The 12,363-nt window shown below is 58.8% G+C and carries 11 protein-coding genes; 5 read left to right on the top strand and 6 right to left on the bottom strand.

Annotation, left to right across the window (positions count from 1 at the left end; all coding sequences use genetic code 11):
* Positions 1-18 precede the first annotated feature (18 nt).
* A complete protein-coding gene (gene glpQ / locus AAIR21_RS16895) occupies positions 19-1,071 on the bottom strand; it encodes a glycerophosphodiester phosphodiesterase (protein ID WP_047356561.1) in 1,053 nt (350 codons plus the stop codon).
* An 11-nt stretch (positions 1,072-1,082) separates the two neighbouring features.
* Positions 1,083-2,435: a glycerol-3-phosphate transporter gene (gene glpT / locus AAIR21_RS16890; protein WP_025203601.1), complete on the bottom strand. Its 1,353-nt coding sequence runs from the start codon at positions 2,433-2,435 to the stop codon at positions 1,083-1,085.
* Between the two features lie 255 nt (positions 2,436-2,690).
* On the opposite strand from glpT, the gene glpA reads away from it, so the two are divergent.
* From glpA to glpC, 3 genes are read left to right on the top strand one after another with little or no spacing between them, the layout of a single operon-like run.
* Entirely contained in the window at positions 2,691-4,319 is a 1,629-nt protein-coding gene (gene glpA, locus AAIR21_RS16885) for an anaerobic glycerol-3-phosphate dehydrogenase subunit A (protein WP_032678599.1), read from the top strand.
* On the top strand, positions 4,309-5,526 hold the full coding sequence (gene glpB / locus AAIR21_RS16880; RefSeq protein ID WP_183516132.1) for a glycerol-3-phosphate dehydrogenase subunit GlpB: 1,218 nt from the start codon (positions 4,309-4,311) through the stop codon (positions 5,524-5,526). The genes glpA and glpB overlap by 11 nt, the downstream gene beginning before the upstream one ends.
* The gene (gene glpC / locus AAIR21_RS16875; RefSeq protein ID WP_183516131.1) at positions 5,523-6,713 is read left to right on the top strand and encodes an anaerobic glycerol-3-phosphate dehydrogenase subunit GlpC; all 1,191 of its coding nucleotides are present in this window, start codon (positions 5,523-5,525) and stop codon (positions 6,711-6,713) included. Before glpB ends, glpC begins: the two co-directional genes overlap by 4 nt.
* 33 nt (positions 6,714-6,746) lie before the next feature.
* On the opposite strand, the gene AAIR21_RS16870 is transcribed toward glpC, so the two are convergent.
* The 4 genes from AAIR21_RS16870 to tctD all read right to left on the bottom strand — a co-directional run bounded on the left by AAIR21_RS16870 (position 6,747) and on the right by tctD (position 10,780).
* Complete coding sequence (locus tag AAIR21_RS16870; protein WP_183516130.1) at positions 6,747-7,946, bottom strand: nicotinamide mononucleotide deamidase-related protein YfaY; 1,200 nt, start codon at positions 7,944-7,946, stop codon at positions 6,747-6,749.
* A gap of 94 nt (positions 7,947-8,040) precedes the next feature.
* Complete coding sequence (locus AAIR21_RS16865; RefSeq protein WP_020883156.1) at positions 8,041-8,580, bottom strand: YfaZ family outer membrane protein; 540 nt, start codon at positions 8,578-8,580, stop codon at positions 8,041-8,043.
* Positions 8,581-8,709: 129 nt separating this feature from the next.
* On the bottom strand, positions 8,710-10,119 hold the full coding sequence (locus AAIR21_RS16860; RefSeq protein WP_050737129.1) for a sensor histidine kinase: 1,410 nt from the start codon (positions 10,117-10,119) through the stop codon (positions 8,710-8,712).
* A complete protein-coding gene (gene tctD / locus AAIR21_RS16855; protein ID WP_014170976.1) occupies positions 10,106-10,780 on the bottom strand; it encodes a transcriptional regulator TctD in 675 nt (224 codons plus the stop codon). Before tctD ends, AAIR21_RS16860 begins: the two co-directional genes overlap by 14 nt.
* A gap of 150 nt (positions 10,781-10,930) precedes the next feature.
* Here tctD and AAIR21_RS16850 point away from each other — a divergent pair, with 150 nt between their 5' ends.
* On the top strand, positions 10,931-11,911 hold the full coding sequence (locus AAIR21_RS16850; protein WP_014170977.1) for a Bug family tripartite tricarboxylate transporter substrate binding protein: 981 nt from the start codon (positions 10,931-10,933) through the stop codon (positions 11,909-11,911).
* A gap of 11 nt (positions 11,912-11,922) precedes the next feature.
* Complete coding sequence (locus AAIR21_RS16845) at positions 11,923-12,354, top strand: tripartite tricarboxylate transporter TctB family protein (RefSeq protein ID WP_020883153.1); 432 nt, start codon at positions 11,923-11,925, stop codon at positions 12,352-12,354.
* Positions 12,355-12,363 lie beyond the last annotated feature (9 nt).

Below are 12,363 nucleotides of genomic sequence, written 5' to 3'. Positions count from 1 at the left end.
CTTACGGCCCTTTTTCTTTTACTTCAAAAACTGCACGGCTTTATCGGGGAAATCGGTGAACAGCCCGTCCACCCCGGCCTGGTTATACAGCACGTCGTACAGCTGGTTTACGTCCGTCGCATAAGCCGGAAGCTGGTCCGCACGCACCGTATACGGATGAACCTGCATATGACTGGCGTGCGCCTCTTTCACCATTGCCGTCAGCTTAATGTGGCCCGGCGTTGAGCCTTCCGCCACCAGCATATGGTAATCCGGTCCGATACCGTCGGCGTACTGCGCGATCTGTTTCATTGCGCCCGGCTTAAACATCCAGTCGTAGTTGTAATTCACCCACGTGCCGTCGGGCTGTTTCTCCTGAGTTTCATTCCAGTCGGTGTAGGCAATCAGCTGTACCAGATTGAGATCCATCCCTCTCTTTGGCGCCAGCTCGGTTTTGATGCGCTTCAGCTCAGCGGCGTCAAAACACTGCAGATAGACTTTGTCGCGCTTGCTGGTGTAGCCGTACTTTTTCAGCACGTCCAGCGTCTTCGCGGCAATGTCCTTCCCTTCCTGATGGTGGAACCACGGCGCTTTTATCTCCGGGTAGATGCCGATGTTTTTCCCGGTTGAGTGGTTCAGTCCCTGAACAAACTCAATCTCTTCTTCGAAGGTATGAATGCGAAAATCAGATTTACCCATCGGGAAACGTCCCGGATAGACCTGCACCTTCTTGCCGTTTTCAACCTCGAAACCCTCGGTAAACTTCAGCGAACGAATCTCATCCAGCGTAAAGTCAATGGCGTAGTAGCGACCATCTTTGCGGGCGCGGGCCGGGAAACGCTCAGCCACGTCCGTCACGCGGTCAAGATAGTGGTCATGAAGGACGACCAGCTGGTCGTCACGGGTCATCACCAGATCCTGCTCGAGATAATCTGCCCCCTGCGCATAGGCCATCGCTTTTGCCGGGAGCGTGTGCTCTGGCAGATAGCCGCTTGCGCCGCGATGGGCGATAACCATTTTCTCGTTAGCCAGCGCTGAGCCTGTCATCAGGCCCGCCAGCAGCAGGCCCGTTGCTACGTAAGTTAATTTCATCAGCCTTCTCCTTATTGACGACGCGCCTGCATTTCGGCGTGATGACGTTTTTCACCAATCATCACCACAATCAACAGCAGCACCGCCAGCACGCTACCGCCAATCATCACCATAAAGCCGCCGTCCCAGCCGAAGAAGTCAACGGTGTAGCCCACAATGGCGCTCGCCGCGACCGAACCGCCAAGGTAACCGAACAGACCGGTAAAGCCGGCCGCCGTACCTGCCGCTTTCTTCGGCGCCAGCTCCAGGGCATGCAGACCAATCAGCATCACCGGGCCGTAAATCAGGAAGCCGATGACGATCATACAGGCCATATCGATTGACGGGTTACCCGGCGGGTTGAGCCAGTAAACCACGGTGGCAATGGTCACCAGCGTCATAAAGAAGACGCCCGTCGCACCACGGTTACCCCGGAACACTTTGTCCGACATCCAGCCGCAAATCAGCGTCCCCGGGATCCCGGCGTACTCATAGAGGAAGTAAGCCCAGGAGGATTTATCCAGCGCGAAATGCTTCACCTCTTTCAGATAGGTAGGTGACCAGTCGAGGATGCCGTAACGCAGCAGGTACACGAAGACGTTGGCCACCGCGATATACCACAGCAGTTTGTTGGGCAGGACGTACTTCATGAAGATCTGTTTGGCCGTCAGCTCTTCTTCATGCTGCTCGCTGTAATCATCCGGATAGTCGTTTTTGTACTCTTCAATCGGCGGCAGGCCACAGGACTGCGGCGTGTCACGCATCAGGGCGAAAGCGATAACCGCCACCAGAATGGCACCAAAGGCAGGCATATAAAGCGCGGCTTTCCAGTCGTTAAACCACGCCATCCCCAGCAGGAACAGCAGAGGTGGAATACCGCCACCGACGTTATGCGCGCAGTTCCACACCGACACGATGCCGCCACGCTCTTTCTGCGACCACCAGTGCACCATGGTGCGCCCGCACGGCGGCCACCCCATTCCCTGGAACCAGCCACAGAGGAACAGCAGCACGAACATCACGGCGATGCTGGAGGTTGCCCATGGCACAAAGCCCATGAACAGCATTACCGCTGCCGCCAGGATCAGACCCGCAGGCAGGAACACGCGTGGATTCGAGCGATCGGACACTGAACCCATGATGAATTTGGAAAAACCGTAGGCGATAGAGATCCCCGACAACGCGAACCCCAGATCGCCACGAGAAAAGCCCTGCTCCACCAGATACGGCATGGCGAGCGCAAAGTTTTTACGTACCAGGTAGTACGCCGCGTACCCGAAGAAGATCCCCAGGAAGATTTGCCAACGCAGACGACGGTATAGCGGATCAATTTCTGCCTCTGGCAGACGCGCCCGATGCGGCGCAGGTTTGAAGATACTGAGCATGACAGCCTCCGTGGCCAGGTATTGAATTTACAGGGGTTTAACTGCCCCACACTCCAGAGAGGCGGCGATGTTAAGAAATCACGGTGATTGTTACTGTGAATCAACGCACAAATTGTTACAGAAATATGACAATGTGCGCAGAAAAGCGCATGGAATCACGTTTCACTTTCGAATTTCGTTCGTTTATGTTCGAAATCAAACAAACCACAGTTTTGATGTGGCTAAATGGTAAAAAACGAACACAGAGGGATAACAATGACAATTCACGATCCTCGCTACAGCGATGTGATTATCATTGGCGGTGGCGCGACCGGCGCCGGCATCGCACGCGACTGCGCCCTGCGTGGGCTGAGCGTCACGCTTCTGGAGCGCCATGACATTGCGACGGGCGCAACCGGGCGCAATCATGGTCTGCTACACAGTGGTGCCCGTTACGCGGTGACCGACCCCGAATCCGCGCGGGAATGCATTGCTGAAAACCAGATCCTCAGACGCATTGCCCGCCACTGCATTGAACCGACCAACGGTCTGTTCATTACGCTCCCCGAAGACGATCTCTCATTTCAGCCAACCTTTGTGACCGCCTGCCGCGCTGCAGGGATTGAGGCTGACGTCATCGACCCCGAACTCGCGCGTCGTCTGGAACCGTCTGTCAACCCGGCCCTTATCGGTGCGGTGAAGGTCCCGGACGGTACGGTTGACCCTTTCCGCCTGACCGCCGCGAACATGCTGGACGCCCGTGAACACGGCGCACAGGTTCTGACCGGGCAGGAAGTGACCGGGCTTATCCGTGAAGGGAACCGCGTCTGCGGCGTACGTGTTTTTGATACGCAGTATAAGGAGCATGGCGAACTGTACGCCGCCGTGGTGGTCAACGCGGCGGGGATCTGGGGGCAACGCATCGCGGAGTACGCCGAGCTGTCTGTGCGCATGTTCCCGGCAAAAGGCTCGCTGCTGATCCTCGACCACCGCATTAACAACCACGTGATCAACCGCTGCCGCAAACCTTCTGATGCCGACATCCTGGTGCCGGGCGATACCATTTCGCTTATCGGCACCACCTCAACCCACGTGGACTATAGCGAGATTGATTACAACCGCGTGACCGCCGACGAGGTGGATATCCTGCTGCGCGAAGGGGAAAAGCTGGCTCCCGTGATGGCGCAGACCCGAATTCTTCGCGCCTATGCCGGCGTGCGCCCTCTGGTGGCGAGCGATAACGACCCGAGCGGGCGCAACGTCAGCCGTGGCATCGTGCTGCTCGACCACGCCGCGCGCGATGGCCTGGACGGGTTTATCACCATCACCGGCGGCAAGCTGATGACCTACCGCCTGATGGCCGAGTGGGCAACCGATGCCGTCTGCCGCAAGCTGGGTAATAGCGAACGGTGTGTGACCGCAGAGCAACCTCTGCCCGGCTCGCGTCAGTCCACCGAGAAAACGCTGCAAAAAATCATCTCCCTTTCCGCCCCCCTGCGCGGTTCCGCCATCTATCGCCACGGAGACCGCACGCCGGTCTGGCTGGGGGAAGGACGGCTGAGCCGTAGCCTGGTGTGTGAATGCGAAGCCGTCACGGCGGGTGAAGTGCAATACGCCGTGGAGAATCTGACCGTCAACAGCCTGCTTGATTTACGTCGGCGCACCCGCGTGGGCATGGGCACCTGCCAGGGTGAGCTGTGCGCCTGCCGTGCCGCCGGGTTGTTACAACGTTTTCATACCACCACTGCCACCCAGTCGCTGGCACAACTCAGTGATTTCCTGAACGAACGCTGGAAAGGCATTCAGCCTGTCGCCTGGGGTGATGCCCTGCGTGAAAGCGAGTTTACCCGCTGGGTCTACCAGGGGCTGTGCGGTCTTGAGAAGGAGCAACAGGATGAAATTTGATACCGTGATTGTCGGTGGTGGGCTGGCGGGTCTGCTCTGTGGTATCAGGCTAACGAAGCAGGGGCTGCGCTGCGCCATCATCACCCGGGGCCAGAGCGCACTGCACTTCTCGTCGGGTTCGCTGGATCTGCTGGATGAGGCATATCGCGATGCCCTGCCGCCAGAGCATCCCTATAACCTGACGGGCAGAGACACCGTCGACCGCTTCGCCCATGAAGCCGAAACCCTTCTGGCCGAGTGCGGCGCACGGCTGCAGGGTAACGCCCGGAAAAATCATCATCGGGTTACTCCGCTCGGCACCCTGCGCTCTGCCTGGCTCAGCCCGGAAGAGGTGCCTGTTGCCCCCTTCAACGCAGGACGGGTCCTGGTCGTGGGTATTAGCGGTTTTCTTGATTTCCAGCCCCACCTCGCTGCGGCATCGCTCTGTCGCCAGGGCGTGAACGCACAAACGGCTGAGATAGAGCTTCCTGAGCTTGACGTCCTGCGCGACAACCCGAGCGAGTTTCGCGCGGTGAATATTGCCCGTTTTCTCGATAACGACGATAAATGGCCGCTGCTGTATGCCGCGCTCCGGCCGCTTGCCGAAGGTTGCGACACGCTGTTTATGCCCGCCTGCTTTGGCTTAAGCGACAACCGGCTCTGGCGCTGGCTCTCGGATCGCCTGTCCTGCTCGCTTGGCCTGCTGCCGACGCTTCCCCCTTCTGTCCCCGGCATTCGCCTGCATACCCAGCTTCAGCGGCGGTTTATCGCTCAGGGTGGCGTGTGGATGGCGGGTGACGAGGTGAAAAAAATCACCCTGACGGATGGCTCGGTGAGCGAAGTCTGGACGCGTAATCACGCTGATATTCCGCTTCGCGCGCGTTATGCGGTGCTGGCAAGCGGCAGTTTCTTCAGCAACGGGCTGCTGAGCCGTCGGGACGGCATCCAGGAGGCCATTATGGGACTGGATGTCCGGCAAACGCCCTCCCGCGCGGACTGGTATCAGAGTGATTTCTTCACCCCGCAACCCTGGCAGCAGTTCGGCGTGATTGTCGATAAGCAACTGCACCCGCAACTTTCTGGTCAGCCGGTCAGTAATCTCTATGCCATTGGCTCTCTTCTGGGGGGATACGATCCCATCGCTCAGGGTTGCGGCGGCGGGGTCTGCGCCATCACGGCGCTGTATGTGGCAGAGCAAATTGGCCAGCGCATGGAGGCTGAGCAATGAACGATACCCGGTTTGAAAGCTGCATCAAATGCACAGTTTGTACCACCGTCTGCCCGGTCAGCGGTGTGAATCCGCGCTACCCGGGCCCGAAACAGGCCGGACCTGACGGCGAGCGTCTGCGTCTTAAAGACGGTGCGCTGTACGATGAGGCGCTGAAATACTGCATCAACTGTAAACGTTGCGAAGTGGCCTGTCCGTCGGACGTGAAAATCGGCGATATCATCCAGCGAGCCCGCGCGCGTTACAGCACGCAAAAGCCGTCCCTGCGCGATGCGATCCTGAGTCACACCGACCTGATGGGCAGTGTCTCCACGCCTTTTGCCCCGCTGGTGAATGCTGCAACGTCTCTCAAGCCGGTGCGAAAACTGCTGGATGCGACGCTGAAGATAGACCACCACCGCAGCCTGCCAAAATACTCTCACGGTACCTTCCGACGCTGGTATACATCCGTGGCAGCGGAACAGGCGCAGTACACCGATCAGGTCGCGTTCTTCCACGGCTGCTATGTCAACTACAACCACCCGCAACTGGGAAAAGATCTGCTGAAGGTACTCAACGCGATGGGGACCGGCGTGCAGCTCCTGAATAAAGAGAAGTGCTGCGGTGTGCCGTTGATTGCCAACGGTTTTACCGATAAGGCGCGCAGACAGGCCAAAAGCAACGTCACGTCCCTGCGCGAGGCCATCGTTGATAAAGGGATTCCGGTGCTGGCCACCTCGTCCACCTGTACCTTCACCCTGCGTGATGAGTATCCGCACCTGCTGGACGTGGATAACACCGGTCTGCGCGAGCACATTGAGCTGGCGACGCGTTTCCTGTGGCGCAAACTGGACAGCGGGCAGACGCTGCCGCTGCGGGAACTACCGCTGAAAGTGGTGTATCACACACCGTGTCATATGGAGAAAATGGGCTGGTCGCTCTATACGCTTGGGCTGTTGCGGCTCATTCCGGGGCTGGAGCTGACGGTGCTGGACTCGCGGTGCTGCGGCATCGCGGGCACTTACGGCTTTAAGCGAGAAAACTACGAAACGTCACAGGCGATCGGCGCCCCGCTGTTTCGCCAGATTGAAGAGAGCGGCGCAGATATCGTGGTCACCGACTGCGAAACCTGCAAGTGGCAGATAGAGATGTCTACCAGCAAGCGCTGCGAGCATCCGATCACTCTGCTGGCGAAGGCGCTGGGCTAAACCATGCCGGGGCAAAACGCCCCGGCAAAGGCATCACTCAACAAACAGCGATTCGACAACATTAATCCAGCCGTGCTCGCTGGCCACCTCTTTACCCATCAGCCAGCGGCGCAGCATGTTCAGCGCCATCATGGCGCAGACCTCCTGACGTACCGCCAGACTGTGGCGGGTAATGCTCATTTTAACCCGCAAAGCATACGTGCCTTCCGGCGTCGCCAGCGCAAAGTTGAGATGTTCCTCATCCAGCCCCCCCACAAACAGCGCCAGGCCAGCAAAATGTTTCACCCTTCTTTCTGAAGCCCAGCGCGCGGTCTGCGCCAGCGTTTCCTGCTGGAACGGCACCACTTCACTGGCCAACAGCGGCGCACTGGCGCGCGACAGCTGTAGCGCCAGCAGGCCGCCGGTGAACTGTTCGCTTAAGGTCACGCTCAGCTGCCGAGACTGCAGATGCGACGCAATCTGCGCCGGCAGCCCCTCGGTGCCTTCAAAGATCAGGCTTTCACCTGCCACGCGCTGCACCTCCGGCCAGAGCGCCAGCATCGCCGCCTTCTCTGAGGCCGGCCCTGTCAGCTTGAGTTCAATGATGGGCATGGAGGAGCGGTAGCCCATTGAGACACCGGGTGGCAGGGAGAGATGATCAAGACTCTGGGCCAGATCGCTTTCGGAGCGGCCAAACGTGGTCAGACGCAGGCAGAGCGGAGGCTCAGGCAGGGTAAAATGTTCGCGAAGGCGCGGCAGGATCTGCTGCTCGACCATCACTTTAAATTCTGACGGTACGCCCGGCGTGAAGAACATCAGGCATCGGTTCAGCGTAATGGCAAACCCACACGCGGTACCCACGGGGTTATCGACCAGTTCGGCGCTGGCGGGAATTTCCGCCTGCTTGCGGTTGCTGGGTGCCATAACACGGCCACGTTCGGAGAAGAAACGCTCCATCTGCGCCAGCCACTCTTCATGCAGCACCAGCCCTTCACCTTTTGCGGTCGCGGCGGCCAGGGCGCTGAGATCGTCGCTGGTGGGACCGAGCCCGCCATTCACAATCAACACGTCGGCGTGTTCGCTACGCTCACGCAGCACATTCACCAGTGACTCAAGATTGTCGCCCACCGTATTGCGGCGCGTTAACGGTAATCCTTGCTCAAAGAAAAGATCGGCAAGCCAGGCAGCATTGGTATCAATAATTTGTCCATGCAGCACTTCGTCGCCGGTGGATAACATCTCCACGTTAATCATTGTGTTCTCCCGCTTATATGGTCAAAACACTATAGCGCAAATGGATGTCGGGAGAAGAGAGAAACTGGCGCGACAGAATGCCGCGCCGGCGTGATTAGAACCCTGCGCTGACCCCCACGTACGGGCCGTCAGCCAGTGCGTTGTCGCGGTTGCCGTCTTTACCCGCCAGGTTCAGATAGCGATAGCCTGCTTCAATCGTAATCGGACGCATGATGGTCCAGCGCGCGCCCGCGTTGGCTTCTTCATAGCTGTCGATACCGCTGGAGAGCGAATCCGGTGAGTAGTAATACTCGCCAAACAGGCCGAAGCTATCGCCAATTTTCCACTGCAGGCCGCCGCCTACCGCCGCCGCGTAACCTTCATCACCGTCGTTCGGGTTAGTGTAAATCCCCTTACCGCCCACGGTAGCCAGGAACGGGCCAAGCGGAATGTTCAGACCCAGGCCGAGGCTTGCCGCATCGCCATCGTCATCGTTATGTGTCCAGCCGCCGGTCATCGCCAGACCGGAGGTCTCGGTCCCAAGGCCAAAGCCGAGGTGAGTATAATCCTGACCCGCCGAGCCGTTGAAGCTGATGGCGTTCGCCGCCGAAGAAACAACCATCAGGCCTAAGCCCACTAATGCCACTTTTTTCATTGTCGTGATCCCGCACAATTTTATAGAGAAGTCCCAAAACCGCGAGATTTTAACCTGAGTCGCCCGGGGATCAAGCACTCTGCGTGCGGCAGGCGAGTAGTTTGTAACGATTTGATACCCGGTGTTTTTTTACGTGAGCAGCAGAAAACGCATTTTAACGCTCAGGCCACCCAGCGTTTCGCTGCGCGTCAGATGCAAAGGACTTCGGTGCAGACGGGCAATATCAGCGGCCAGCGCCAGCCCGATCCCTGACCCGGCGGCATCTCCGACGTTATCCAGCCGGTGGAAAGGCAGCATCGCCTGCTGGATCTGGTCCTCTTCGATGCCCGGACCACTGTCCTCCACGCTCAGCTCAACGGCGCCCTGGTCCGTTCGCAGGAACACGGTCACTGTCCCTTCTGCAGGGGTATATTTGATCGCATTCTCCAGCAGGTTGGCGCACAACTCCCCCAGCAGCACGTCATCGCCTTCGATCATAACCGGCTGCTGCAGACCGTCATAGCCCAGGTCAATCGCTTTACTGCGTGCCTGCGCCAGCCGGGAGAAGCAGCAGTTTTGCACCACCTGAACCAAATCCACCGGCGCAAACTGGCCCTCCCCCTGCTCCTTACGCTTCACCGCGGAAAGCTGCAGCAGCCGTTCGGTCAGTACAATGGTGTCATCCAGGGTCGCATTCATTGCCCGCAGGCTCTCCTGCCAGAGGGCGGGATCCTGACGCATCAGGGCAACGGAGACCTGGGTTTTCAGCACCGCCAGCGGGGTTTTGAGCTGATGCGAGGCATCCGCGTTGAAGCGTTCCTGACGCGACAGCACGCCGCGCAGCCTGTCGATATAGCGGTTGAATGCCACAATCAGCAGCCGGGTCTCAGACCAGGGCAACAACTCCGGCAGCGGCGCGAGCAGGCCAGGATCACGGCGCACCATCAGCGAAGAGAGCTGGCGCATTGGGCGCAGTACGCGACGCAACAACCACGCGGTCAACACCAGGGTCAGCAGCACCAGCAATCCCTGAGAGACCCATGATGAAAAGAGCAACTGACTGGCGAGATAGCGGCGGGACTGGAGCGTCTCCGCGACATAAATCTCCGCCATGCCGACGATATTCCCTTCATTGACGGGCTGCAGCAGACGCGCGACACGGATCGCCTGCCCGCGGTATTCGGTGTGATAAAACCAGGCCAGCGCCGGATAGAGCGTGGTACGGGATGTTGCCGGGGGCATCCGGGGGAGATCGTCATAGCCGGAGATCACCCGCCCGTCGGGATCGACCACTTTATAATAGAGCCGGTCGTTCATGTTGAGTTCAAAGCTGTCGAGCACCACCCAGGGTACATTCACGCCCAGCCTGCCGTCGTGAACCTCCAGCCGTTCCGATATTGTTCGGGCAGAGGATAACAGCGTGCGGTCGTAAGCCTGCGTGGCCGCCTGCAATGCGCTGACATAGCTGTTAAATGCCGACAATCCCCACAGCAACAGCAACGGAAGCCCAAGAAACAGCAGCAGCTGCAGGTAAAGCGACTGCGGCTTAACCCACCTCATCGCCGCACTCCAGCACATAACCCAGTCCGCGAAGGGTGGTGACCCTCACGCCGCTACCGCTGAGCTTTTTGCGCAGACGATGAATATAGAGATCGATACTCTCCGGGCTGACGTCGTCATTCAGGCTAAACACCTGATCGAACAGCTGCTGCCGGGATACGGGGCGGGTCCGGCGATGCATCAACACCTTCAGCAGCGACAGTTCACGTGGCGTGAGCGACAGAGGCTCGTCGCGCAGCAGGAAAAAGCCTTCGTCGTCATATTCCAGCTCCCCAAGGCGCTGACGCTCCTGCGTTCGCCCTTCGCTTCTGCGCAACAGGGCGCGCAGCCGCGCGTCAAGCTCCTCCAGCTCAAACGGTTTCGGCAGATAATCATCCGCCCCGGCGTTGAGCCCTTTCACCCGGTCCGCCACGTTGCTGCGCGCGGTGAGAAACAGGACGGGCAGCGTCTGACCGCGTTTACGCAGACGATGCACGACCTCCAGACCGTCAAAGCCGGGCATTCCGATGTCCAGGATGGCAACCGCATAGCTTTCTCCCTGCAGCAGATGGTCGGCGGCGCGCCCGTCAGAAACGCAGTCCACGGCAAAGCCCTCCTGCACCAGCGCTTTCTCCAGCCAGTGAGCCAGCTCACGATTATCTTCCGCGAGTAAGAGACGCATATCACATCCTGTAAAGTTGGTGTCGCATTGAAAGGGAAATGAAAGGTTATTGTTTTAACAATCACGCAACGGAACCGCTACAAGGTGGTTCACATAATCAGAAAAAAGACCCGTACCCGTACTCCCGGAACTCCGGCGTGAGGATAAACGATGAAAAAACAACTACTTTCGACTCTTGCTGCAAGCGTATTGATGATAAGTGCCTCTGTCGTTCAGGCGCAGGATGCCCCGTCCCGCACCGAGTGCATCGCGCCGGCGAAACCCGGCGGCGGTTTCGATCTCACCTGCAAACTCATTCAGGTCAGCATGCTGGAGACCGGCGCTATCGCAAAACCCATGCGCGTGACCTATATGCCCGGCGGCGTGGGTGCCGTTGCGTACAACGCGATTGTCGCACAACGCCCTGCGGAAGCCGGCACGGTGGTGGCTTTCTCCGGTGGCTCGCTGTTGAACTTGTCTCAGGGGAAGTTTGGCCGCTACGGCGTGGATGACGTGCGCTGGCTGGCAACCGTCGGTACCGACTACGGCATGATTGCCGTACGCGCGGATTCACCGTGGAAATCCCTGAAAGACCTGCTGACCGCCATGGAAAAAGATCCGAACAGCGTGGTGATTGGCGCCGGTGCCTCCATCGGCAGCCAGGACTGGATGAAAGCCGCCCTGCTGGCACAGCAGGCGAAGGTTGATCCTCACAAGATGCGCTACGTGGCGTTTGAAGGGGGCGGCGAACCGGTGACGGCGCTGATGGGAAATCACGTTCAGGCGGTATCTGGCGATCTCAGTGAAATGGTGCCCTACCTGAACGGCGATAAAATCCGCGTGCTGGCGGTCTTCTCTGAGAACCGTCTGCCGGGCCAACTGGCGAATGTCCCTACCGCAAAAGAACAGGGCTATGACCTGGTCTGGCCGATTATCCGCGGTTTCTTCGTCGGGCCAAAAGTGACCGATGCCGAATATCAGTGGTGGGTCGAAACCTTCAATAAACTCCAGCAGACCGAAGCGTTTAAAAAGCAGCGCGATCTGCGCGGGCTGTTTGAGTTCAACCTGAGCGGCAAGCCGCTGGATGAGTACGTCAAAAAACAGGTCAATGACTATCGCGAACAGGCGAAAGCCTTTGGCCTTGCCAAATAACCGGAGGCGGTATGAGCGATCGTATTTTTGCCGGGATTTGGCTGCTGCTCTGCGTCGGTGGGATGTTCGTCGCCTGGCAGATCCACAGCGAATACAGCTATGAACCGGTGGGGCCGCGCCCCTTCCCGATGGGCATTGTTGGACTGATGCTGCTCTGCTCGGTGGCCCTGCTGCTCCGTCATCCGGATACCGTAGAGTGGCCACCGCGCCGTATTCTGCAGCGTCTGCTGGTGATGGTCATCGTTCTGCTGATGTACGCCTGGGGTTTTGAGTGGCTCGGCTTTCCGGTTGCAACCGCTATCCTGACGATGGTGATCGGCATGCTGTTTAACGCCACCCTCCCGGCGGCGGGGATTTCCGGCGCGGTAATGGGGATCTTGCTGTGGTTTGCCTTTGACCGCCTGCTGGATGTGACCTTACCGCTCGGCGCATGGTTTAATTAACGGAGCACG

This window comes from Enterobacter sp. PTB, assembly GCF_051130085.1.
Classification (GTDB): domain Bacteria; phylum Pseudomonadota; class Gammaproteobacteria; order Enterobacterales; family Enterobacteriaceae; genus Enterobacter; species Enterobacter ludwigii.
Note: the sequence above shows the minus strand (reverse complement) of the source record. Positions and strands in the feature narration are given on the sequence as shown.

What these genes read in the sequence shown, in the direction of transcription:
- AAIR21_RS16860 (WP_050737129.1), bottom strand. Translation starts at nt 10,119, where the DNA reads ATGAGGTGGGTTAAGCCGCAGTCGCTTTACCTGCAGCTGCTGCTGTTT.
- tctD (WP_014170976.1), bottom strand. Translation starts at nt 10,780, where the DNA reads ATGCGTCTCTTACTCGCGGAAGATAATCGTGAGCTGGCTCACTGGCTG.
- glpQ (WP_047356561.1), bottom strand. Translation starts at nt 1,071, where the DNA reads ATGAAATTAACTTACGTAGCAACGGGCCTGCTGCTGGCGGGCCTGATG.
- AAIR21_RS16865 (WP_020883156.1), bottom strand. Translation starts at nt 8,580, where the DNA reads ATGAAAAAAGTGGCATTAGTGGGCTTAGGCCTGATGGTTGTTTCTTCG.
- glpA (WP_032678599.1), top strand. Translation starts at nt 2,691, where the DNA reads ATGACAATTCACGATCCTCGCTACAGCGATGTGATTATCATTGGCGGT.
- AAIR21_RS16845 (WP_020883153.1), top strand. Translation starts at nt 11,923, where the DNA reads ATGAGCGATCGTATTTTTGCCGGGATTTGGCTGCTGCTCTGCGTCGGT.
- glpB (WP_183516132.1), top strand. Translation starts at nt 4,309, where the DNA reads ATGAAATTTGATACCGTGATTGTCGGTGGTGGGCTGGCGGGTCTGCTC.
- glpC (WP_183516131.1), top strand. Translation starts at nt 5,523, where the DNA reads ATGAACGATACCCGGTTTGAAAGCTGCATCAAATGCACAGTTTGTACC.
- AAIR21_RS16850 (WP_014170977.1), top strand. Translation starts at nt 10,931, where the DNA reads ATGAAAAAACAACTACTTTCGACTCTTGCTGCAAGCGTATTGATGATA.
- AAIR21_RS16870 (WP_183516130.1), bottom strand. Translation starts at nt 7,946, where the DNA reads ATGATTAACGTGGAGATGTTATCCACCGGCGACGAAGTGCTGCATGGA.
- glpT (WP_025203601.1), bottom strand. Translation starts at nt 2,435, where the DNA reads ATGCTCAGTATCTTCAAACCTGCGCCGCATCGGGCGCGTCTGCCAGAG.